Here is a 23483-nt window from a genome sequence, read left to right as displayed (position 1 = left end):
ACGGCGCGGCCCCAACGAACAAGGCGCAGCGAAGATCCGCGTCCCGGATCCGGATGGCGACGATGACCTCGCGCTCGGAGATGTCGGCCACGAGCCGCCACCGCCCGCCACACGGGCAGGCCAACACGTCCTCGAGGACCCCCCTGCGGCGCAGGCTCGCCCAGTCGATGCGCGCACCGACTGGCTTCGTGACGCCGGTGCCGAGGCGGGTGCGCGCACCGCTCTGCGCCGCGCCACGACGCGTGCGGCGCGAGCACGCCGGACAGGCCCAGCAACGGCTAGCGCGGTGGAGGGATGAGCGCGGCCAGCCTGGCCATGAACGCGATGGGCTCGAGCACGAGGTGGGTGGCGCCGTTGCAGCGTGGCCTCCGATGCCGAGTTGCGATGCGGCCGTCGGGGAGTTCTACGGTTTCCTACCCGCCAAGGCGATGCGCACGGCTCCCCCCAACGTGGACGAATTTGTTTGCTCGGGCGCCGCTGGACTACACTCAGGCCAGATGGCGAACGACCGCGCGCGACCAGCCAGGGGCCCGCGCCCTCCGGCGGGACCCTTGCAGCCGCACCCGGCGACCGTAAGCGCCCGTCCATTGGCCCATCCGGCCGTGCTCGACCCGGAACCGGCGCCGCCGGCCGCTGCCCAGCGCCGGACCATCGAGCGCCCTCCCCCGCACGCGGCGACGGTGCAGCGCTCCGTGGCGCCGCACCCCGCCACGGCGCTTCGGGTCCTGCCGCCGCACCCCGCCACGGTCGCCCAGCGCGCCGCGCGCCCCGCCGCGACGGCGGCGCCACCGCACGCGGCGCACGTCGGGGCCGCGGCGGCGTCGCTCGTTCAGCCGATGCTGAGGGACGAGGTCAACTACCTGGGCGAGCAGACGTTCGCGCAGCTCTTGCGGTGTCCTGAATACGAGAAACAACCCGCCATCATCCTGACGCTGACCTTCGACGCGAACGGCCAGGACAACCTGTTCAACACGAGCCACGCGTTCTACACGAAGCTGAACAACTGCACGATCTTGAACGATTCCAAGATCAGCTTCGACACCGGCAAGCAGACGATCGGCAAAATCCCCAACAAGGTCCAGAACGCGCTGAAAGACAAGGACGTCATCGTGGTGCTGACGGCGCATGGCAACGTTCAGTGGTTGTTCGGCGAGACGCCCGGCCAGGAAGGCGGGCCCGCGAAGAATTTCGCGGCGGAGCTCCGGAAGATCCAGAAGGAGTGTGAAGTGCGCGCACGGCGCATCGTGCTGGACGCCTGCTGGAGCGCCACGGAGCTGGCCTCCCCTCCAGAGAAATTCAACAACAGCTCGTCGGCCAGGACCCTGAGCAAGCACCTGGGAGACACCTATACCGTGTACGGATTCAACGGCACGGCTGGCTCGACGAACGTGTCCTTCTGCGACGCCAAGGGCATTGCCACGAAGGCGAGCTACGCGGAGAACGTGTGCATCTTCGTGAACGGCGTGGCCGTGAAGGGCTCGACCTCGAACTGGAACAAGATCACCGTGTATCACTCGACCGAGCGGATGGGCAATCCCTTCTACCGGAAGAACGCGTTCGACGGCGAACTCCCCGAAGTGTACGCGTCGAAGTCATTCCCCGATTGAGCATTCTCCAACCGAATACCCTTCATTCGAGCTTGAACTACCGGTCGACCTGCCAGATCTGTCCGGTCACGTAGCTGGCGTCGTCGCCGGCGAGGAAAGCTCGCGTGTACCCAGCTCGCACTCGCAAGTGGAGCTTATCTTGTGCGGCCTTTCGAGCACATGAAGCGTTCGTTCGGGAGGCCAGGACGTGGAATACGCCTTCTACCGCCCAGCCACCGGTTGTCAGGGCGCCTCGGGTCGGTCGGCGCTGCGCGACCGAGCGCGTTTGCCCCGAACCTGTGGCGCGGACGCACGTCGGCGTGGACGCCGGCGTTGCGGGCGCCACACGGGCAGGCCAACACGTCCTCGAGGACCACCCGACGGAGCAGGCTCGTCCAGTCGATGCGCGCACCGAACCGCCGCAACCCCGCTTCGTTCCGTTGCTGGTCGCAGAGGCATGTCGTTGACCCCATCGGTCGGAAGGGAACCTCCTTGGATACCTGACCTGTCAGCGGGCGCCGAGGCGTGGAGTGAGGCGACGCCCCGCGCGGAGCGACCTCAACAGCCGTCGTTCTCCGGAAAGGCGCGCAGGTGGGCGGGGCGCTACGAGCGACTGGAGAGGAGCGGCCTTGGCCCCATCGCCTCCAAGCAGCGTCGTTCGTGACAGAAGGCTCGGGCGAGGTGAGCTTACGTGAAACCCAGCCGTTTACCCGACGGCGCCGATCTCTCTTGAAAATTTCTACGTTCGACTCTCGTCGAACGCTCTCTGTGCTATAGACCCCGCGTTTGCACCTGATTCAGCACACTCGCCGAGGGTATCCCATGAAAATCTCTCAAGAGCGCTTCGGGCTTGTAGCCTCAGCGTGCGCCGTGGCCGGTCTCCTCGCTCGCGGAGCCTCTGCGCAGTCGGTACCCTCCGTCGAGACCACGTACGTCGAAGCGCCCGCGACCGATCCGGGGCGCGTGGAGGGCTGGTCACCGGGGCTGCTCCTCGGCGGCACGTTCAACCTGGCCAACAACCGCAGCGTCGTCGGGCAGGCAGACGGGACAGGCGTATCCGCAGGCTTCATTCTGGAGGGCTCCCTCGACTTCAATAAGGCCGCCCATGAGCTCCGCATGACGCTCGGGGCTGGCGCTGGCGTGACGCGCACGCCGGCCCTGGAGGCCTGGGTCAAGTCGCGCGACGCGCTCGCCTTCGAGGCGATCTACCTCTACCACGTCGTGCCCTGGTTCGGTCCGTTCGGTCGCTTCGCTCTCGATACGCAGATGTTCCCTGGCAGCGACCCGCGCTCGGCGCCGACGACCTACGCGATCACGCGCGCGGACGGGACGACCGAGGCGAGCACCGGGACGCGCCTTCACCTGAGCGACCCGTTCCAGCCCGTGACGCTCAAGCAGTCGCTCGGCGTCTTCGTCCAGCCTGTCAATCGGGAGTCCGTCCTTGTCGAGGCGCGCGCCGGCGCTGGCGCGCAGGAGGTCATTGCGTCGGGCGTGCTCGCCCTGGGGGACGACGACGGGACGCCCGAGGTCGAGGTGAGCGAGCTCTCGGGCTATAACCAGCTCGGCGCCGAGGCTGTCATCGAGGCCTCGGGCACGCTCCGTGAGAAGCAGATCACGTACAAGGCGGGCATCGCCGCCCTCTTGCCGATCGTGTATTCGGATCTGGACGCAGGCGATGAGCGCGGCGCGCTGGACCTCATGAACGTCGACATCGTCGGGGGGCTCTCCTTCAAGCTCGTGGAGTGGGCGTCCCTCGATTACCAGCTCCATGTCGTGCGCCAGCCGCAGCTCATCGACGCCTGGCAGGTGCAGAATAACATCCTGCTCACGCTCTCCTATGCCGAGGGCTCGAAGGTGCCAGGGTTGCCGCCCTGCGTGCCCTGCAAGCCGGCGCCAGCCAAGGCGGAGCCCGCGCCTGCGCCCACGCCGGCCCCGGAGCCCGCGCCGACGCCTGCGCCCGCACCGGACGCGGCGCCCGCACCCGCACCGGACGCGGCGCCCGCACCCGCACCGGACGCGGCGCCTGCGCCGGACGCGGCGCCTGCGCCGATTCAATGATTGATAGACGCTAGCAGATAAACACGATCAAGAATCATCAGGAAGCGGGGATTACACGTCCCGGCCGGGGTGGAGAGGCTGGGACGTCGAATACGCCTTCTACCGCCCGGTCGCCGGTTGTCGGGGCGCCTCGGGTGGGTCGGCGCTGCGCGACCGAGCGCGTTTGCCCCGAACCTGTGGCGCGGGCAGCGCCGCGGGCGCACGTCGGCGTGGACGCCGGCGTTGCGGGCGCCAGGGGGCTTTGCCTGCGGCGCTCACGCCGCTTCGCAGCTCGGACTCCGCGCACGCGCGATGGGAGGCGTCTCTGAGGGATCCCCTCAGGACGTCCACCGCAAGGAGCTCCGGCGACATTTCTGACACCCCCGACGAGCGACCTTTGCACGCGGCGCGACATGGGCCACCGCGCGGGCCGCTCTGCCTTGTCCAGGACCGCTGCCTTGCCCCTCGGATCCCGGCGGCCTCCGCGCCACGAGGGCGCGCGGCCGTCCCGCGCCGCTGGGGCCCGCGCCATGAGGGACGGCGCGGGCCAGCACCTACGACGCCCGGATGTGAGATTTCACGCCGACGACCATGCTGGTTGCGTGGCCGGGGTCGCATTGCGCGATGACGGCCGCGACTCGACGCTGCGTCTTTTCAGACCGTATCCCGCGCAAAGATCAGCGTCATCGACTATACTCATCATCGATCCGGGGCTCCTGCGAGGCATACGACTGGAAAATTCCGCCTCTGGAGACCTCTCGTTGCGAACTAACTTCGTGCCCGCGGACCGCGCTGGCACGCGTTCCAGAAGGAGTCTGGCTCATGAGATTGCCTAGGATAGCCATTGCACTGCCAATGGTGGCTTTGTTCGGCGCGGGGTGCGGAGGGGCCAACGATGGCGGCGGGGACAGCGCTGGCTCGCAGAGCGGCACCGGCGCCGGCAACGGCTCCGGCAACGGCGCCAGCACCAGCACCGGGATTGACGACACCTTCGGCAGCGGAAGCGGCGTGGGCTCGAGCGGGGGCTCCGGCGCGGGCGGCGGCAGCAGCGGGGGCTCGACGGGCGCGGGGAATGCGTGCGCCACCCAGTCGTCCCAGGCCGGGTTTCAACAGGTGTACCTCGTGTTTGCGTTCGACGTATCGGCCAGCATGACAGCGAGCGACGTGGAGTGGCGCAGGAAGGATCTGAAGTGGGATCCCGTCGTGGCCGCGACGAAGGAGTTCTTCGTGGATAGCGCGTCCGCCGGGTTCAGGGCGTCGCTCACGTTCTTCCCGGGCGCGGCTCAGGCGCTTCAGGCGTGCGAGAGCACCCTCTACTCGACCCCGGATGTCCCGATGACGCCGCTGCCCTCCCCGGCGTTCGGCGAGGCGCTCGATGTCATCGAGCCGGAGATCAGCGTCAGGGATTCGTGGCGCACCACCACGCCGACGGCATTCGCGGTCGACGGCATCGTCGATTACATCGAAGCGCAGCGCCAGCAGAACCCCGGAAAATATGCGATCGTGCTCGTGACCGACGGCTATCCGGAGGGGTGCCGGCAAGGCAACACGCTCCAGGACGTCGTGAGTAACGTCGAGGCTGCACTCTCCAACAACATCTCGACCTTCGTGATCGGGGTCGACAGTCCGCAGGGGGCCGGCGCGCCGCCCAGCCTCACCAACCTGCACGAGATCGCCGCAGCGGGCGGCACGGGAGAGGCGTCCATGCTGAACACCGGCGACCCCACGCAGACGACGGCCGCGTTCAAGACCGCGATCGAGAAGATCCGCGGCGCCGCCGTCTCGTGCACGATCCCGATCCCGCCGCCGCCCGACGGGAGGACGTTCGACAAGCAAAAGGTCAACGTGACCTACACGAGCGCCGCGACCAACACGCCGACGACCCTCTCGTATGATCAGGCCTGCTCGGTCACAGGCACGTGGCGCTACGACGACCCTGCGAACCCGACGGCGATCATCCTCTGCGATGACACCTGCGCCGTGGTCCAGGCCGACGTCGAGGTCTCCCTGGGTGTCGACTTCACCTGCGAGGACGTGCTCCAAGTGCCCCTGTGATCGACGACGCTCGCTGGCCGACACAGGTCTTCGCGAGGAGGCGCCGGCCAGCTGCTCGTCTCCCGGTGCGCTGCCGGCGAGTGACGAGCTTCATCCTGCCCTTGCAGGCCGGGCACTCGCGGACGTCGACCGCAAACGTGCGGCGCAGAAGCTCGGCCCACGGCCGATAGCCGCCCCGCTTGCGTTCGGGACGACCCCTTCGCCAGCCCCGGAGGGTTCCTCCGGACGTGACGGATCCCGCGGCCATCGCGCGGGATCGCCCGCTAGTCCGCCGCCACCGCGCTCACGCAACGCCGCCCCCGGTTCCCCGGCGGCACGACGAGCGCCCACGGGGCAGGCTGCATGTCGAACGAGACCGGCGGATCGAACGGCCAGGTCACCACGCCCTCCGATCCCGCGGCCGCGCGGCAGAGCAGGCGGTAGAACCGCCACGCAGCGCCGCTGCTCTCGATCGTCTGCGCCCGCGTGTCGCTGGCCCCGACCAGGGTCTGCTCCATCCCGGCGCTCGCCGCGCTCGACGTCCACCACGTCACCGCCAGCGCCCGCCACGCCGGCGCCTGGTTGAACCCGTAGACCGTCGTCTCGCCCGAGCGCAGGAACGATCGCGTCACCCCGATCCCCGCCCCGTACTGCACCTCCGGAAGCACCTGCGGCCGCACCTGGAGCGCGATCGCCCTGGGGTTTCCCCCGTCGTCCCACAGCGCCGCCGAGAGCTTCTCCGCCCACGTCGCCAGCTCCACCGCCTCGCCCGGCACCCGCACCGCGCGGGACCCCACCGGCGCCTTCGGCGTGCACCCGGCCGCGCTCCCCTTCCGGCACACAGGCCCCAGGATCAGATCCACCCCCGACCGGAACGTCCCCTTCGGCCCCACCGCCGCCAGCAGATCGTCCGGCGACACCTCCACCTCACCCCGCGGATCCAGCGGGAACCGCGCGAGCAGCGGCGCCACCTGCGGCCGCATCTGCTCCCGCCACGCCGCCTCGATCGTCCGCTCCACCCGCTGGAGCGCCATCCCGTAGGCCAGCGCCACGGGGGAAAGGAACGGCTCGCGCTGCGCCTTCTCGTGGATGCGCGCCCCGTCCAGCCACGCGGTCACCTGCTGCAGCGGCGCCGGCTTGTCGACGTCGAGGATCGCGAGCCCGAGCTTCCCGATCGGCGGCAGCCGATCCGCGAGCGGCGCATCGGCCGGACCCGGCGCCGCCGGCGCGCCGTCGTCGAGCGAGGGCACCATCGGCGAGATCGCCGCGTAGTACGCGTCGAGCGCCGGGTACTTCCCCTTGTCGCCCGTCATCACCTCGACGATCGGCCGGAACGCGACGAGCGCGTCCGCGAGCACCTGGAGGTAGACGTTGCCCCCGGGCTCCACGCGCGCGTTCTCCGCCACCGTCACCCAGAAGTCCGTGAACCAGGAGGCTGGACCGACCATGGCCTCCAGATCGACGCGGAGACCCGCGGCGGAGGTCACGTCGAGCCGGAAGCTCGAGACGTACGCCCACAGCGCCGCCCGGTGCTCGGACGCGTGGCGCGCGATGCCGTCGGCGACCAGCCGGGTGAACGCGGCCCGCTCGTCGCGGGGCACCCGCGCGCCCTCGAGCGCGGCGTCGAACGCGAGCAGCGGCGGCTTGATCTCGGCCTCCACGGCCCGCGCCGTGAACGTCCCCGAGAGGCTCCGGGTGGGCCCGCGCTGGCGCGTGTCGCCCAGGCCGACCGCGGGGTAGTCCGAGGTCCGCGCGAAGAAGAGCGACCGCCCCGCGACCGCCACGTCGTCGATGAACGCCCGCACGTACAGACCCGACCGGCTCGATCGGAGCAGATCCGAGAAGGCCCGGGTCTGGTAGGTGCGCGCGGCGCGGCCGTCGACGACGATCGCGTGGGCGGCGTCCTTCACGCCGGCGTCGCCCCCGACGACCGCCAGATCCTTCAGCGCCTCGCGCAGGCTCTTGCCCTTCGCCGAGGGCACGGCGAGGCTCCCCTGCCCCACCATCGCGAGGAGCCCCTCCAGCGCCTCGCGGTTGTCGCTCACCCACCGCGGCTCCCGCCGTCGGGCCGCCACCGACCCGAGCAGCGCGTCGACCTCCTCGTCGCCGCGCACGGCCCTGAGCTCCTCGATCACGGCGTCCAGCCCGCCCACCTCGACCGCGCCGCCGATCGACTCGGACAGCGTGGCGCCCTGCTTCTGCAGCGCGTCGAGCGCGTCCTGGGCGAGGGTCTCCCTCCGCAGCGCCTCGTCGAGCGCGCCGAGCCAGCCCTCCCAGTCCGCCAGCGAGACCTCGGCCTCGCCGCCCGACGGCGGCTCCACGCTGCCGGACCAGGGACGCTCGCTGCGCTCGATGTAGTCGAGCGCGACCCGCGCCGGGATCTCGAGCGCCGCGGCCCAGGCGTCGGGCGCGCTCCGGATGCGCTCGCCGAGCGCGTTGTCCCTGGAGGCGTAGAGCAGCGAGAGGGCATAGATGCGCCGGCCGCGCTCGCCGCCGCGCGCGGGGGGGAGGAGGTAGAGCTCGCGGAGGCTCGTCAGGAAGCGCTCGACAAGGTCCCGCTTGTCGGACGGGAACGCGACGCGCAGCGGGGGCCAGAGCGGCCGGAGCGCGGAGGAGAGCGCGTCGGCCGCGGCGGCCTCGGCCTCGCGGGCCCTCGCGTTCCCGGGCCAGCTCCTCGGCGGCGCGCGCCTCGCGTCCTCCGCGGCCCTCGCCAGCCGATCCACCGCGTCGCCCGCGCGCCCGAGCGCGTGGAGGTGCCAGCCGTAGACGCCGAGGAGCAGCGCCGCCCCCGCGACCACGGCCAGGACCGCGGTCCGCGCCCGCCGGCGGTCGAACGCGCGCGCGTCCCGATCGACGAGCGCGCCGTCGAACGAGAGCGGATCGCCGAGGACCGCGGCGCCGCCCTCCCCGTCCGGCAGCCCCGCCAGCACGATGCCCTCGAGCGTCGGGGCGGCGGCGGCGCCGCGGCCGCCGAGCAGCGCCTCGAGGAACGGCGCGAGCGCGCCGAGCAGGCCGGGGCCGGACGCGGTGAGGAACCGCGTCACCCGGCCCAGCGCCTCGGTGGACAGCGCCGCGAGCGACGGGGAGACGTAGGTCCCGAGCGGCGCGACCGCGGCGGAGAGCTCGGACGCGCCGCGGCCGGCGGGGACCAGCTCCGCCGTGTGGCCGGCGTCGCGGGCGATCGGCGCGAGCTCGCGGAAGCCCTCCGCCGCCTCGTCGAGGTGCGTCAGGCACACGCGCACACGCGGCGGCGTGCCGCGCAGCGCGGTGAGCAGGTCGACCTTGGCGCGCGCGAGCGCCCCCAGCCGCCGCAGCCCGACCGGCGACCACGAGGGCGCGCCCGCGTCGAGCACGACCACCACGAGCGGCACCTCCAGCGAGAGGGGCTCCCAGAGCTCGCGCAGGGCGTCCCGGGCCTCGGCGCGCGTGTCCTCGAGGAGGTCGCCGGAGATCTCCTGCACGAGCATCTGCCGGCCGGCGAAGGGGGTGAGCCGCGGATCCTCGGGCGCGTCCGGCCCCCCCAGCACGGGGCTGCCGCCCTGCTCGAGGGCGGCGAGGACGAGCCGCGACTTGCCCGCGAGCCGCTCGCCGAGGACCACGACGACCGGATCGCGCCGGGCGCTCGCCGGCAGGCCGCGCACGAAGCGCGACCACGCCGCGCCGAGCGAGGGCGCGCTCGGCGCCTTCGGCGCGCGGCGACGCTGCCGGACGAGCAGGACCACCGCGAGGATCACCAGCGCGACCCCGACCACCGCGAGCGCGACGATCATCCAGAGGCTCACGGCAGCGCGCTCTCCGCGCGGCCCGGCGGTGCCGCGCTCGCCGCTCGCATCAGCCCTCCACGGGGGGCGGGGGCCGCGCCGGAAGGAGGAGGAGCGCCTCGAGGATGTCCTCGGCCTGCTCGAAGGCCGGGAGCAGCGCCGCTGGATCGCGCTCCGCATCGGGCGCGCCCAGGGCGGCGCGGAGGGGATCCAGCGCCGCGCGCGCGACCGCGACGAACGCCGGCGGCGCCGCCGCGGCGATCGCCTCCTCGATCTCGGCGAGGAGCGCGACGGGGTCCCGGGGCGCAGCCTCGCGCGGCGCGGCGACGACGGGGTCCCGGGGCGCAGCCTCGCGCGGCGCGGCGCGGCCCTCCACGTCGACCGGATCCGCGGGCGGCGCGGCGGGCAGCTCGCGCGAGGCCGCGGGCCGCGGACCGCGCGGCAGCGCGCCCGGGCGCGACGCCGTCTCGCGCCAGCGCGCGAGCACCGGCGACGTGGGGTGCTTGCTCTCGGGATCGGCCGCCACGGCGGCCACTGCATCACAATCCGCGCGTGATGGCCAAGAGGACGAGCTGCAGCGCGAGCAGGGCGCCTACCACGGCCGCCACGTGGTGCCAGCGCGGCCTCGCCCTCCGCGACGCGGCCTGCGCCGCCTCGGCCACGAGGGGCGCGGCCGGCGGCAGCCTCGCGGCGAGGCGCTCCTTCCAGCGCGGGATCTGGGCCGGCGCGTCGACGAGTCGACCCTCGAAGCCGGCCCTGAGGCAGAAGAGGTAGGCCCCGACCACGAGCGCCGGCGGCGCGGCCAGGCGCAGCAGGGCCGCCGCCTGCTCGTAGAACACGTCGCCGCCGTCGCCCGCCGGGAACAGGTCGCGCTGGAGGGCCGGCCACGCGGGCGGCTCCTCCGGGTCGAGCCGGGTGAGCCGGCCCTCGACCCGCTCGTCGAGGAGGAGCACGAGCGGCACCAGGGCGGAGACGGCGTCCTCCTCGCTGGCCGGAGGCGAGAGCGCCGCGAGCAGCTCGTCGAGGCGGCGGCGCAGGCGCGCCCGCAGCGCATCGAGATCGGGCCGCGCCGCCCGGTCCCCGAACGCCGCGGCGATGATGCGCTCGGCGTCCTGGTGGGCCGCGACGATCTCCGCCCAGAGCCGCGGGGTCACGCCCGCCCCCCGCCGGCCGGGAGCGCCCGCCGGGGCGCGTCCCCGCGCGCGTCGATCTCGACGTCCACCGGCTCCTCGGTCCATGCGTCGAGCAGCTCGACCACCTGCGCCGCGAGCCGCCGCAGGAGCGGCGCGTCCTCCGGGCCGCGCCGCCGCAGCGCGAGGCGGTAGACGCGCCGGACGCCGCCCGCGCGCCGCGCCGGATCGGCCGCCTCGGCGACCTCGAGGGAGTCCACGAGCGCGTGCGCGCCCCGGTAAGGCCCGTCGGCGCCCGTGCCGAGGATCTCCAGCACGCCCATCAGGTCCCGCTGAGAGAGCGAAGGCCGCATCCGCAGCGAGAGCACGTCGAGGCAGCGCGCGGGATCGCGCGCGAGCGGGCTCTCCTCGGGGCGGCGCAGCGGCCCGAGCGCGCGGAAGGAGATCGCCGGCAAGTGCCGCGTCTGCGGCACGATCGCGAGCCGGCCCACCGCCGAGGACCAGAGGCCGGGCTGAGACCACCGCGCGTCCACCTGCACCTTCGCGGGCCGCTCGAACGCGCCGGCGATCTGCAGGCGCAGGCGCGGCGGGCCGCCCTCCTCGTCCTCCTCGAGCTCGTAGGTGTCGCCGCCACAGGCGAGCGCGGCGGGCAGGATCGGCGAGAGCCCCCGGTCGTCGCTCCGGTAGACCCCGCGCACGCCCGTGAGCTCGACGGCCTCGAGGACCGCGCTCGGGCTCTGCACCGGGTAGCCGTCCCGGGTGCCGTCGCAGAGGACGGGCGCGGAGAGATCGGTCCAGGCGTTCACGGCGGGCACGACGAAGAGGTGGAACGCGTCACGCGGCACGACCATGTCCGACGGGAACGCCTCGTCGAGATCGAGGTGGATCGCGAGCGCGCTCCACGGCGTGGGCGCCGCCGGCACCGCGACGTGGACGAACAGATCCTGCTCCGGCAGGTGGAAGAACCCGCGGATCCGCGCGAGCGCGCCCGGCTCGCCGGCCTCGTCGGCGAGCCGCCGCGGCGGCTCCGCGCCGAAGGCGATCCGGCACGGCGCCTCGCGCCCGTCGCCGTCGGCCACGGCGAACGCCCGCACCGCGTGCTGCTCGAGCGCGTCGTGCAACGCGAGCGAGGCGCGGTAGTCGTTGAGGCGCCGCACGTGGATCGGGAGCTCCACCGCGCCCTTGATCGGCCGGAGCGCGCGCAGCCGGAGGGTGAGGCGCAGCCGGCGCCGCACCTCGACGAGGGCCGCGCCCTCGATCTCGAGCGGCAGCACCGCGAGCGGCCGCGCGGTGGAGAAGATGCCGGCCTTGCCCTCCGGCGTGGAGACGCGGAGGAGGGTGCCGGCGGGCAGCCCCGAAGGCTCGATCAGGCCGCCGTCCGGCGCCGCCTGCACCATCATCGCCGCGGGCGACGTCGCGAGGAGATCGTCGAGGGTGCCGGCGGCGATGCGCCGCACCGCCGCGCGGGTCGCGGCGGCGGCGGCGGCGCGCGTCCGCGCCGAGAAGAACGCCATCGCCTCGAGGATCCGGCGGACGTCGGGGTCGTCGCGCCCGGGCAGGAGGCCCCCCTCCGCCTCGCGCCGGGCCGCGAAGGCGTCGAGCGCCTGGAGCTCCGCCAGGAACATCGCAGAGAGCCGCTCGCTGTTCGCGCTCATGCTCCCTCCTCACCCCAGGTTGATCAGGCTGCCCTGCACGTTGGTCAGGCTGCCCTTCAGCGTGGCGATCCCGGACGACTCCAGCGACATCATCCCGTCCGCCTTCACCTGCACCTGCACCCCCGACATCGATGCCTGCGCCTGCGACAGCTGGAGCTTCCCCCCCGAGGCGACCGTCGCGCCCGCGCTCGCGAGGGAGAGCGTGCTCGTCGACGCGCCGCTCAGACTCACCTCGGTCTGCCCATCGGCCGCGATCTTCTGCCCGGAGACGCTCACGTCCGCGTCCGACGTGAGCGTCATGTCCTTCGCGCTCTGCGCGGTGAGCGCGTCGCCGCTCTTCCACGTGGACGCCTTGCCCGAGGAGAGGTCGATCGTCTCCTCCGCCTTCACCTCGAACTGCTTGCAGGTGATGGTGATCTTCTCGGCCACCTGCTGGATGATGCTGGTCGCCTGATCGCCCGCGACCTTCAGCTCGATCTTCGTGCCGTCCATCTTGATGGTCTGCGTGATCTTGGCGTCGGCGTTGGTGATGGTGACGGTGAGCCCCGCGGCCTTGTCCATCTCGATGGTGCAGACGAGGGTCCCCATCGCGGCTAGCCCTGCTTCTCCTCGACCTTGAGGGTGAGCTTGCCCTCCTCTAGCTGGAGGAGGACGGTGTCCTTGTCGTTCGTGCGCAGGACGCGGAGCACGGGCTTCTCGTCCTGGTAGTCGTGGAGCACCGACGTGCTGTTCGTGGCCGACTTGCCCAGGAACAGGTGCTGCCCCTGCCCGTCCGCGGGGGCCCTGGCGTCAGCGCGCCAGTCGAGCAGCGCCTGGACGCGCGCCCGGGAGAAATCGAGCGCGCAGAGGACCCGCTCGCCCTTGTAGAGCGGCAGGTAGAGCGTCCCCGAGCCGGAGGTCGGCTCGTAGGGCGCGGTGATCTCCTGGTCCTCGAAGAGGGGGATCTCGATCGTGTAGCGCTCGACCGAGGTGCTCGAGTCCGTCGCGAACTGGTAGGTGATCTCGGCGTCCTCGCCGACCGTGCTCACCACCTTGCCCTCGAGGTACCCGGGGAAGCGCGGATCCACGATGGGCGGCAGCCGGAGCGCGGGCTCGGCCTTCGCCTCGAGGTGGGCCGACATCGAGAGCTCGAACGCCGTCGACGGCTCGCCGTAGCCCTGCTCCGGCCCCTCGTCGACGGCGCGCGCCTCGATCGAGAGCCGGTGGACGCGAAACGGATCCGCGGCGAGCAGGAGCGCGGCGCTGTGCCCGCCGGTCGCGGAGATCGACACGAGGCTGCCCGGCGCCACCTGCACGGTGGGGAAGCGGCGGAACACCACCTCGACCCCCCGCCCCGGCAGGAGCGGCCGCGCCTTCTCGAGCGCCACCCGGCCGTCCACCTCCGCGGCGATCGGCGTGCGGATCAGCGCGTCGCGGAACACCCCCGCGGCCGCGTTCGCGTTCTCGCCCACCTCGGTGCGCGGCGACTCCGTGTACGAGCAACGCACGCGCGGCTTGTGCCGCGGGATCGCGGGGAAGACCGAGGTGAGCCGCGCCAGGTCCTCGGCGGGCAGCTCGGCGGCCGCGCCGCTCGTGTCCTTGGCCCCCTTGATCGAGTACGCCCGCGCCGCGTGATCGAAGGTGAACACGCCCATCCGGTGCCGCACGTACCAGAGGACGAGATCGTAGAAGCTGCTCCCCGCGGCCGGGTCGAGGTGGAAGAAGATCAGCGGCTCCGCGGTCGTGATCGGGTCGAAGTCGTAGGTCAGCGTCGCCTTCGCGCCCTTGTGGGCCTCGATGACGTCCTTGAACGACTTGTTCGTGGTGAGCTCGCAGGGGAAGTGCTGGCGCCACAGCGCGCGCGCCGGATCGGCGAAGCTCACCCGGTAGTACCGGGAGAGCGCGTCGGCCGCCTCGCCCTCGGGCTGGTGGACCTCCTCGCGCAGCGCCCGCTCCAGCACCACGCCGCCCGTCTTCAGGACCGCGTCGGACGGCTCGGTGTCGGTCTCGAGGTGCCCCGCCTGGAGGGAGAGCGAGACCTCGGCGAGGTCGGGCTTCTGGAAATCGTCGAGGATCGCGTCGGCGTATTTCCCCTGCCGGCCGTCGTCGGCCTGCACGACGAACTCCACCCAGCCCTCCACGCCCCAGGCGTGCATCTCGAGCCCGAGGCCGCGCACGTCGCCGCCGGGGATCTCGTGCGCCGTCCCCGCCAGCGTGAGGGTGAGCGAGATCTGGAGGCGCTCCCTCACGACCGCGCCCCTCCCCTCGGCCCTACGCCGCCGGCAGCACCCGGACGCTGCGGAAGACGCTGTGGAAGAGGATCGCGAACGAGCAGGCCTCGCCCTGGCAGCGCCCGCTGAGCCGGAAGCGCACCCAGAGCGCGCGATCCCGCCCGATCAGGGTCAGCTGGGGCTCGGTGAGCCGCGGCTCGTGGCGCTTGACCTGCTCCAGCATCTCCTGGGAGAGCGCGCCGATGAACGGCTTCGTGGCGTGGATCCCGTCGTAGCCCCCGATCCCGAAGACCTCCACGGCGCCGGCGTGCCCGCGCTTCGCGTTGAGCACCGCCTCGAGGTTCCGCGCGATGCTCTCGAGCGCGCGCTCGTCCGGATTGCCGGAAAGCTTCCCGAAGAACGACACGATCCAGCGCCTCCGTGGCCGAGTATAGGGTACTCACGGCCGCCTCCAGCAGAGGACGACCTGGTGCCCCTCGAGGTGCGGCGGCGGGTGGAACGCGAGGGCGCGCTCGCGCGCGGCGTGCGCCCACTCGCCGCCCTCCTCGCCGGCCGCGCCAAAGGCCACCCGGTAGAAGTCGACCGCCCCGCCGAAGCCGTGCCGGAAGGGCGGGCTCGACGTGGGCGCGAGCCGCATGCCGCGGAGCGCGTGCTCGCGCACGATCCGCAGCCGGGTCGGGCTGGCCAGCCGCACGCCGTCGAGCGGCACCCGATCGGCCGCGCGCGCCTTGAGCACGGCCACGTAGACCTCGGGCGCCGAGAGCGCCTCGTCGGGCAGCTCGGCGGCGACGAGGCGGCCGTTGTCCGGGAGGAAGGCGACGGCCGGCGAGGACGGCTGCGGCGCCGCCGTCCGGCGCTCGAGATGCGCGAGCACCTCGCCGAAGCAGCGCGCCGGCGCGTCGTGATCGTAGGCCGGCGGCCGCCACGGCGAGGCGTGCTCGTCGAGCAGGTAGACGTCGAGCGAGAACGCGCGCAGCGCCGAGAACACGGCGTAAGGGTGGAGCGGCACGCCGCGCTCGATGTCCGCGAGCAGCGCGGCGAGCTTGCGCGCCTCCAGCCGCACGCGCTGCACCGGCCCGAGCGACTCGCCGCGGCCCAGCGCGTCGAGCGCCCGCGCGTCGAGCGCGCTCTCCAGACCGGCGAGATCGCCGCGGAGCGACGCGAGGGCGCGGGTGAGGTAAGGGGTTGTGTCGAGGCGCAGGAGCGGCGGCGCCGAGGCCTCGTCGAGGCGGAACGCGCCGCGCTGCAGGACGAAGCGGCCGAGGGGGACGCGGCCGCGGGCGCCCAGCGCGGCGCGCTCGGTGGAGAGCTCGATGACGTGGAACACCCGCGGGATCTCCCGCGGCGAGGGCAGCTCCATCGGCGGCTCGCCCTCGCCGCCGTCGCCCTCGGGGTCGAGCACGTGGGCGAAGACCTCCACCTCGCGCCGCCCGGCCTCCTTGAGGTCGAGCGGCGCGCGCATCCTGGCGTTGCCCGGCACGTCGATGAGCGCGCCCTCCGGCAGCACCGCGGTGAGGGCGGTGACCCAGAGGACGCCGTCCGTCGGATCGTCGCCGTTCCACGCCAGCCGGGCCACGCCGTAGGCCGGCGCGCTGAGCCCCGCGCGCAGCGCCGTCTCGGCGGCGAGCGCCGCCTCGAGGCCGGCGAAGTGCTCGGGCAGGAGGATCTGCCCGATCCGCCACGTCGGACGAGCCAGGGTGGAGGCCGCCATCGTGCTCCCGGCGGCCGTTCAGCCGACCGTGAGGCCCCAGGCCTTGGCGAAGTTCTTGCCGTCGCCGACCGCGACCTGGAGCGCCTGCGCCGTGGGCTGCGGCTTGATGCCGGTGGTGGCCGCGTAGTTCTCGGGCGACTGCACCTGGGTCGAGGCGTCGTCCGCCACGGCCAGGTTGAGCTCGTCCCCGTTCTTCTCGAGGATGCCCTTCATGTCGGTCTGGTTGCTGTGGAAGCAGAGGAAATACTTCTTCGCCAGCGGGTCGTAGTCGTAGACCGAGAACTGGAACTCCGCGAGGACGTTGGTCATCGACGTGTAGACCAGCGTGAGGAGGCTCTGCTTGTTGGTGATCGAGACCTGGCCGGCGAAATAGATCGCGTCGGTGACGCCCGTCTCCCACTGGATGTCGGACAGCACGGCGACCACCTTCAGATCCGTCGTCGGGTTGGTCGGGTCCTTGCAAGTCTGGTCCGCCGTGAGGTCGGTGTCGCCGAGCTTCAGCTTCGTGATGAAGCCGACCGGCGTCTGCTTGTCCTTCTTGTAGTTGTATCCCTGGTAGATATCGAGGGTTCTACGAAACGTCGGCATGGCCGCTCATCCTTTCTCGCGCGTGGGGGGCTCGTCCTCGTCGACTCGTGGCCTCAGGGCCCGCCGAGGGCCGCCTCGAGGCGCAGCTCCACATCCATCCCCTCGAACTGGACGTGCGGCAGGACGGACAGCGTCGCCTTGTACCAGCCGAAGGGGCCCGGCTTCGGCTCGACCTCGACCGCAACCGCCTTGAACGGGTAATAGAGCAGCGTCAGGTCGTCGGGGTTCGTGATCGTGGTGACGTACTGGCCGAGCCAGCCCTCGAGGACCCGCTGGATGTACGGCCCGTCGGCGGTGCTCCCGATGTACTCGCGCATCATCCGCTTGACGAAGTGGGCGATGCGGGTGACCGAGAAGGTATACGCCAGGTTCGTCACCAGGTGCGCGTTCTTTGTGTTCAGGTCCTCGACGAAGAGGCGCGGCTTCTTGATCGACTGGGAGCTGAAGAACGTGGCGGTGGCCTCGTTCTTCTTGTGCACCAGCGGGATGAAGCCGTTCTTCGCGAACTGGAGCTCGCGGTAATCGGGGATGGCGATCTCGACCGGGGGCTGGATCTCCTCGTAGCCGTTCTTCGTATACGTGTGGACCGTGAGCCCCTCGACGATGCCGCCGCCCTTCGGGCCGCGGATGTGCTGCGCCCACCCGCTCCGCTCGTAGGAGCGCACCATGTTCTTGGCGAAGAGGATCGCCGAGTTGCCCCAGAGGAAGTGGCTCGCGTCGTCGGTGCGGCCGGGGTGGACGGTCTCGCCGAACCCGATCTGGTTGCCCCGCTGGATCGACGCGCCGTTCGCCCAGGGGTGGCGAAGCAGGTAGCGCGGCAGCGTGAGGGCGAGGTAGGCCGCCGCGTCGGTGTCGCGGAGCGCCTGCCATTTCCCGAACCTCGGGTGCGCGAGCACCGCGTCGAGATCCCCGATCTGGGCGACCTCCTCCATCGTCTTGCTGGGCTGGAAGAACGTCGGGTGCACCGCCGACACGAAGGGGCAGTGGCTCGCGTTCGCGACCTTGCTCATGGCGCTGAGCCACTCGACGTCCTCGTCCGAGGAGTTGAACTCGTAGAGGCCGATCATCGACGCGAACGGCTTGCCGCCGTAGCGATCGTACTCCTCGATATAGACCTTCCTGAAGAGCTCCCCGCCGAAGATGTCGGACTTGTGGTCGACGAGGTCGTTGAAGAGCTCCTCCTTGCTCGCGTCGAGGAAGTCGATGGTCACGTCCTCTTCGTTCACGCTCGACGCGAGGTCGTCGAGCCCGCGCCACGCGGCCTCCAGCGCCTGGAAGTCGTCGTCGTGGTAGACGAGATCCAGGTACGTGGCGACCTTCTTGTCGATCGCCGCGGTGAGCCGGCCGATGGTGTCGAGGATATCGCTGAAGCTCTTCAGGTCACGGTTGATGTCGGCGCTGTTCACGAGGAGCACCGCGAGCGCGTTCATGAAGCGCGCCCCCTCGTTGAGCTCCGTGCTGCGATCGTCGAAATGGAGCGGCGCGGCCACGCCGGCCGGCGCGGACAGCAGCGCCCCGGGGGCGGCGGCCGCCCCGGGGGCGGCGACGGTCGCCGCGGGCTTGCTCGCCAGGCTGATGATCGCCTTGGGACTGCCGCTGGGATCGCCGTTCTTGTAGAGATCTCCGGGCGTCTCTCCGAGCGTCTCGAGGAGGCGCTCTTGCAACTCTTTCGCTTTGTCCGTCAGAGCCATCGCTGATTCTCCCGCCTCGTCTTGCCGAGCGCTCTCACAAGGGACCGGTGCTCAGGTGCCATCCGCGCCGCCTCCGCCCGCCGGGGCGCCGCCTCCGCCCGCCGGGGCGCCGCCTCCGCCCGCCGGGGCGCCGCCTCCGCCCGCCGGGGCGCCGCCTCCGCCCGCCGGGGGCGCGACGTCGGGCGGCTCGATCTGGAGCAGCGGGAAGCTCTCGCCCGCCCAGGCCTTGAGCTCGCGGAACCCCGCGAGCTTCGCCTCGATCGCCGCCGTGGACTCGCCATAACCCGGGAGCATGTCCTTCAGCCGCTTGCGCAGATCGGGTCGGTTCCTGAGCCCCGATTGCAGGTCCAGGAGGAGCTGCTTGAGCACGCGCAGGCGGTACACCTCGGGAATGCTTGTGGCGACCGCGTCCGGAGCGAACGAGTCGACGGAGGTGAACGGGATCGTCCGCTCCGCGTGGCCAGACTGCGCTCCTTCGACGGTGACCGCGAAGGCCTTCACCTTCCGGTCCCCGGCGGCCGCCGCGGCGCCGTCCTCCTCGCCCTCCTCCACCGGCGAGATCGTCACCCGCTTGTCGTCGAGCGAGATCCCCCGCATCTCCAGGAACCCGGTGAGGATCCCGACGACCTTGTTCGTCGCCGGATCGACGTAGGTCCCGGTGACGGCGCCCGTCAGGTCGATCTTGGCGCCCTTGGCCGTCGCCGTGCGATCGGCGATGGTCACCGTGAGGGAGCCGTGGACCCGGACATCGCCGGTGATCTCGGTCATCCCGTTGTCGCCCTCCGCGCTCCGGAAGTGCGCCGACCCGCTCAGGCTGAAGGCCGTCTCCCCGGGCTTGTCGAGCGCGGTCAGGGGGATGAGGCACGTCACCTTGTCGAAGTGGATCTGCCCGGGGATGGCGCTCCGGAGCGGCCGCAGCGCCTCGTCCCCCTCCGGGATCCGCCAGATCGGGATCACCTCGCGCAGGTGATCGTTCACCGTGGTGCCGCGCTTGATCGTGCGGACGCCCCGCGTCCCCAGGTCGGGGAGCAGGTTCCCTCGACGGAGGGATCGACCCGCGAACTCTCCGAGGACGAGCAGGCGATAGGGCAGGTTCTCCTGCTGCACCGTCCCGGTGATGTCGGTCCGGTAGGTAATTGTCAGGCGCGACTTAAAGATCTGCTCCTGGATCGGCTTGCTCAACGCCGTCCTCCTTCTTCGCTCGGCACGGTGGACGCTCAGGGGCGCTCTCTGCGCAACGCCATTGCTCCCCGGAACGATGCATAGGCTCACACACCCATCCTCCGCGGACCAACTTTCAGGTCACGTGGGCGGGACCCGCCCCTCGAACAGGAGGGTCGCCTTGGGCGGGCGCGCCCGCACGATCGGCTCGAATCCGAGGTGGGACGCGCCCACCAGCTCGAGCCGGCCATCGGCCTGGCGATCGAGCAGGATGACGCGGAGGTGAAGGCCCGTATCGCCGAGGGCGGGCAGGACGCGCGCATCGAGGCGGCGCCGCGCCTCCGCGGCCCAGGGCGCGCCGCTCCAGGTGGTGGACTCCTCGGCGACGAGGATCGCGTCGAGCCCGGGCGCCGTGATCTCCGCCTCGCCCCCGAGCGCCGCGAAGCCGAGCACCGCCTGCCCGAGGCGCGGATCCTGCGCCGGCATGCCGCGCCGCACGGGCGCGCGGCGCACGCTCACCCCGAGCTCGGGGTAGACCTTCTCGAGCAGCCAGTGGAGCGCGAGCGGCGAGGCCGGCCGCGCCAGCGCGAGCGCGTCGCGGCGCACGTCCGCCGCGCGGGGGAAGAGCCGCTCGGAGCGCTCGGGCAGGAGGGCGTCCACGCGGTCGCGGAGCAGGCGATCGTCGAGCATCGCGAGGACGCCCTCCAGCGCCGGGCCGGCGCGCGGGTGCGCGAGCAGCTCCAGGAAATACGAGGGCAGCGGGCTCGTGCTGCTCCGGAGCCCGAGGTTCAGGGTCACCACCACGTGATCGGACGCGATCTCGACGTCGTGCACGATCGCGGAGCGGGTGGAGAGCGACGGGTGGCAGCGGAACCGGATGGCGCGGTCGGGGAGCTTCTCCCGGAGCAGCGCGATCAGCGCCGGCGCGTCGAGCGCGCTCGCGCGCCGGCGGATGGCCGCCTCGAGCGCCGCGGGGCCGTCCTCTTCGGCGGGATCCTCGTCGGGGCGCTCCCGGGCGGCGGTCATCGCGTCGCTCAAGGCTCGAGGAAGGCGTCGAGATCGACCCGATAGAGCTGCTCCAGCGCCTCCCACGCCGGGCTGTCCGCCGCGGCCCAGTGCGGCGCGATCGCCTCGATATGCGTGCTGAGCAGGCGGAAATGGGGCGCGAGGAGCGCGGGCAGGTAGACGCGCGGATCGAAGTCGTCGACCGCGGCCTTGATGTCCCGGGCCACGATCGCGGCCTTGCCCATCTCGCCCTGCTCGACGAGCCCGGCGAACGCCTCGAGCTTGCGAATGAACCGCTCCAGCGCCGGCGAGACCTGGATCATCCGCGCCCCTGGCGCCTGCGGCGCGGGCTCGCTCTGCGCGATCCCGGCGGCAGGGGGCGCCGCGCCTGCGTCCGCATCCACGTCCTTCGCGGCCGCGTCCTCGCCCGCGCCCGCTTCCGGGGCGGCGGCGACCGGCTCCGGCGGGGGCTCGCGCTGGGGCATCCTCTGCAGGCAGAGCTCGACCCGCGTCTTCAGGCCGGCGAGCTCCACGACGCAGCGCGGGGACGCGATCCGCTCGGCGGCGGCGGCCTCGAAGGCGGCGGCGGCCTCCAGGCAGGCGCGCGCCAGATCGCGGTCCACCTGCTCCACCCATGCGCGCCAGGTGGCGTCGCGCGCGCTCTCGTGGAAATCGATGCTCGCCTTCACGCTCCGGAACAGCAGGCAGAGCGCGGAGTCCACCGCCCGATCCCGCCGCGCCGCGGGCCGGAGCGCCTCCCAGCGCCGCCCGGTCGCGCCGGTCAGGACGTCCAGCATTCCCGGGAGCGCCGCCGGTCCCCGCTCCCCGAAGACGCCGAGGAGGAGCGCGGCGATCGCCCGGACGTCGGTCCCCCCCGCCGCGAGCGCCTTCGTCGCCTGCCTCGCCGCCTCCTGATGTTCACCCGCCTGGACGAGGCGCACGAGCGCGTCGACGGCCGACTCGGCCATGTCCTGACCGGGGCCGTCGAGCGCGCGCGAGGCGAGGGCGATATCGATCATGCAGCGGATCCGTGCGGCGGCCCGCGCTCACGCCCCGAGGACCAGGCCCCGCAGCCCGGCGAGGCGGCGGAATACGGGGTGCTGCGCTTTCGCCGCCAGGAAGCCCGACGAGTATTGCCGCTGGCACCACGCGGCGTCCACTTTCCGGCCCTGCATGCGGGGGTAGAGGGGGAGCACGGTGACGCGATCGGGGAGGAAATCGTCGCCGAGGTCCTCGCGGATGGCGGCGTCGATCGCATCGGAGAGCGCGGCGCGCGCGGGGGTGCCGTCCGGCGGCGCGCCCGCGAACGCGAGGAGGAGGAAGGCCCAGCGCGCCCCCGGGTCTCCGGTGGGGATGGGCACCACGCAGGCGCCCAGGATGCCGGGCACCTCCGAGACCCGCTCCGCGAGCTCCGCGGCCGGGAAGGCCCGCCCGGCGCGGCGGGGGACGAGCGTGCCGCCCCACAGGTGCTCCGTGCCGCGCCGCGCGAGCACGAACCACCCGTCCTTCTTCGGATCGCCGTCGGGCATCGGCACGAAGACGCCTGCGCCCCCGGCAGCGGGCTCGCCGCTCCCGGTCGCGTCGAAGAGGGCGTAGGGTTGCCCGGCCGCCGGCAGCGCGAGCGCCTGGACGCTGCCGGGGCGCCGCGTGGAGAAGAGCACGGCGCCGCCGGCGGCGGCGTCGACGAGGAGATTCGTGGAGGGCACGCCGGCGAGGTCGTTCTTCTTGACGAGATCGTTCCAGGCCACCCAGTCGAGCGGCTCGTCGACGCTCCGCACCCACTGGCGCAGCTTCGGCGGCCGCGCGATCGGCGCCTTGCGCAGCGCCTCGCAGAGCGCCGGGGTGATGCCGAGGGTGGTGATGGGCTGCTCTTGCAGGAGGGCCGGGCGCGAGAGGACGTCGGCGGGGGTGAGGTGCACGAAGGTGGCGCCCGCGAGCAGGGCCGCGAGGATCGCCGCGGGGTGATGCTGCTGGGGGTGGAAACCGGGGAGCGCGAGGGCGTCGCCGGGGCCGAGGCGATACGCGACAACGGCGTCGTGGAGGGCGCGCTGCCACGCGGCGCTCGCGGGCAGGTCCACCGGCTCGGCGAGGGGCACGCGCAGGGGCGAGAAGAGGCGCGCGCAGGGCTCGTCGGGCGCATAGGCATGCGGCGGCGCGGCGTGCGGCGGACCGTCGCCGGCGAGCGGCAGGGCGCGCTCGGCGAAGGGCCCGATGGGCGGCGGGGCGGCGGGATCGACGACGACGTGGGCGGGGTCCAGCGCCTCGAGGCGGCGGAGCAGGGCGCGCTCGCCGGCGGGGGCGAGGAAGGAGACGACGAGGCCGAGGCGGAGGGCGGCGCCGAAGGCGATGAGCCAGGGGATGCCGAGGGGAAGGACGAGGGCGACGGCGGCGCCGGGCGCGACGCCGGCGGCGGCCCAGCGCCGGGCGCAGGCGGAGGCGCGGGCGGCGAGCTCCGGATAGGAGAGCGATTGCCAGCCGGCGCGGCGCTGGTAGGCGATGAAGGCCGCGCGGCCGGCGCCGGCGTGGCGGCCGATGGCGTCGTGGTAGAGGTCGTAGGCGTGGCCGGGGCGGCTGCGCGGGGCGGGGCCGACGCGGCGGGCGTGATCGGCGAGGGCGGACCAGAAGGCGGGGGGATCGTCGTGGCTCGCGGCGAGCCAGGCGAGGTCGGGGACGTCGTCCTCGCGGGAGAGCTCGAGGGAGCGGAGGGCGGCGGGGATGTCCAGGGGCGGGAACGTAACGGCGGCCTCTGATGGATGGCAACATTGTGCCGGGTGCGGCCGGGCGGGCGCCGCCGGGCGGGTTACCCCGCCTGGGGCTCAGCGGAGCGCCTCGGCGGCGGGTGGTGGCCTGATTTGCCCCGGAGTGTTTCACATGAAGGCGGGAAGGCAGGAAGATCATTGATCTTTTCTTCCCG

General features: G+C 72.6%; 17 protein-coding genes and 1 pseudogene. 3 read left to right on the top strand and 15 right to left on the bottom strand.

Annotation, left to right across the window (positions count from 1 at the left end; genetic code table 11):
• Positions 1-167: 167 nt before the first annotated feature.
• The 3 genes from WMF17_RS16505 (at position 168) to WMF17_RS16495 (ending at position 5678) form a co-directional block, all read left to right on the top strand.
• The gene (locus tag WMF17_RS16505; RefSeq protein ID WP_437650392.1) at positions 168-1607 is read left to right on the top strand and encodes a hypothetical protein; all 1440 of its coding nucleotides are present in this window, start codon (positions 168-170) and stop codon (positions 1605-1607) included.
• An 801-nt stretch (positions 1608-2408) separates the two neighbouring features.
• Positions 2409-3644 carry a hypothetical protein gene (locus tag WMF17_RS16500; protein WP_437650391.1) on the top strand — a complete coding sequence of 412 codons (1236 nt, stop codon included), beginning with the start codon at positions 2409-2411 and terminating at the stop codon, positions 3642-3644.
• Positions 3645-4478: 834 nt separating this feature from the next.
• Positions 4479-5678, top strand: coding sequence for a vWA domain-containing protein (locus WMF17_RS16495; RefSeq protein WP_437650389.1), 1200 nt, complete (start codon positions 4479-4481; stop codon positions 5676-5678).
• Positions 5679-5941: 263 nt separating this feature from the next.
• On the opposite strand, the gene WMF17_RS16490 is transcribed toward WMF17_RS16495, so the two are convergent.
• From WMF17_RS16490 to WMF17_RS16420, 15 genes and pseudogenes are all read right to left on the bottom strand, one after another.
• Positions 5942-9439: a hypothetical protein gene (locus WMF17_RS16490; RefSeq protein WP_437650388.1), complete on the bottom strand. Its 3498-nt coding sequence runs from the start codon at positions 9437-9439 to the stop codon at positions 5942-5944.
• A 49-nt stretch (positions 9440-9488) separates the two neighbouring features.
• Positions 9489-9944, bottom strand: coding sequence for a hypothetical protein (locus WMF17_RS16485; RefSeq protein ID WP_437603036.1), 456 nt, complete (start codon positions 9942-9944; stop codon positions 9489-9491).
• A gap of 13 nt (positions 9945-9957) precedes the next feature.
• Positions 9958-10572 (bottom strand): DotU family type IV/VI secretion system protein, encoded by a 615-nt coding sequence (locus tag WMF17_RS16480; RefSeq protein ID WP_437603035.1) that lies wholly within the window; start codon positions 10570-10572, stop codon positions 9958-9960.
• Positions 10569-12203 (bottom strand): type VI secretion system baseplate subunit TssF, encoded by a 1635-nt coding sequence (locus WMF17_RS16475; RefSeq protein ID WP_437603034.1) that lies wholly within the window; start codon positions 12201-12203, stop codon positions 10569-10571. The genes WMF17_RS16480 and WMF17_RS16475 overlap by 4 nt, the downstream gene beginning before the upstream one ends.
• Before the next feature lie 9 nt (positions 12204-12212).
• Positions 12213-12791 carry a hypothetical protein gene (locus WMF17_RS16470; RefSeq protein WP_437650386.1) on the bottom strand — a complete coding sequence of 193 codons (579 nt, stop codon included), beginning with the start codon at positions 12789-12791 and terminating at the stop codon, positions 12213-12215.
• A gap of 5 nt (positions 12792-12796) precedes the next feature.
• Positions 12797-14431 (bottom strand): hypothetical protein, encoded by a 1635-nt coding sequence (locus WMF17_RS16465; protein ID WP_437603032.1) that lies wholly within the window; start codon positions 14429-14431, stop codon positions 12797-12799.
• 22 nt (positions 14432-14453) lie between these two features.
• Entirely contained in the window at positions 14454-14819 is a 366-nt protein-coding gene (locus WMF17_RS16460; RefSeq protein WP_437491832.1) for a GPW/gp25 family protein, read from the bottom strand.
• Positions 14820-14852: 33 nt separating this feature from the next.
• Positions 14853-16124, bottom strand: coding sequence for a type VI secretion system baseplate subunit TssK (gene tssK, locus WMF17_RS16455; protein WP_437650384.1), 1272 nt, complete (start codon positions 16122-16124; stop codon positions 14853-14855).
• A gap of 18 nt (positions 16125-16142) precedes the next feature.
• Entirely contained in the window at positions 16143-16712 is a 570-nt protein-coding gene (locus tag WMF17_RS16450; protein WP_437603030.1) for a hypothetical protein, read from the bottom strand.
• Positions 16713-16765: 53 nt separating this feature from the next.
• Complete coding sequence (tssC, locus tag WMF17_RS16445; RefSeq protein WP_437603029.1) at positions 16766-18376, bottom strand: type VI secretion system contractile sheath large subunit; 1611 nt, start codon at positions 18374-18376, stop codon at positions 16766-16768.
• A gap of 78 nt (positions 18377-18454) precedes the next feature.
• The gene (locus WMF17_RS16440) at positions 18455-19675 is read right to left on the bottom strand and encodes a type VI secretion system contractile sheath small subunit (protein ID WP_437650383.1); all 1221 of its coding nucleotides are present in this window, start codon (positions 19673-19675) and stop codon (positions 18455-18457) included.
• A 30-nt stretch (positions 19676-19705) separates the two neighbouring features.
• Complete coding sequence (locus WMF17_RS16435) at positions 19706-20602, bottom strand: hypothetical protein (RefSeq protein ID WP_437650381.1); 897 nt, start codon at positions 20600-20602, stop codon at positions 19706-19708.
• The gene (locus WMF17_RS16430; RefSeq protein WP_437650380.1) at positions 20599-21588 is read right to left on the bottom strand and encodes a type VI secretion system protein IglI family protein; all 990 of its coding nucleotides are present in this window, start codon (positions 21586-21588) and stop codon (positions 20599-20601) included. Before WMF17_RS16430 ends, WMF17_RS16435 begins: the two co-directional genes overlap by 4 nt.
• A gap of 27 nt (positions 21589-21615) precedes the next feature.
• Positions 21616-22665 (bottom strand): hypothetical protein, encoded by a 1050-nt coding sequence (locus tag WMF17_RS16425; RefSeq protein WP_437650378.1) that lies wholly within the window; start codon positions 22663-22665, stop codon positions 21616-21618.
• A gap of 198 nt (positions 22666-22863) precedes the next feature.
• Positions 22864-23067: pseudogene (locus tag WMF17_RS16420) on the bottom strand (AMP-binding protein); the annotation flags it as partial.
• Positions 23068-23483 lie beyond the last annotated feature (416 nt).

The organism is Sorangium sp. So ce362 (genome assembly GCF_051519845.1).
In the GTDB taxonomy this organism is placed as follows: domain Bacteria; phylum Myxococcota_A; class Polyangia; order Polyangiales; family Polyangiaceae; genus Sorangium.
This window is presented reverse-complemented; position numbering and strand designations above follow the sequence as displayed.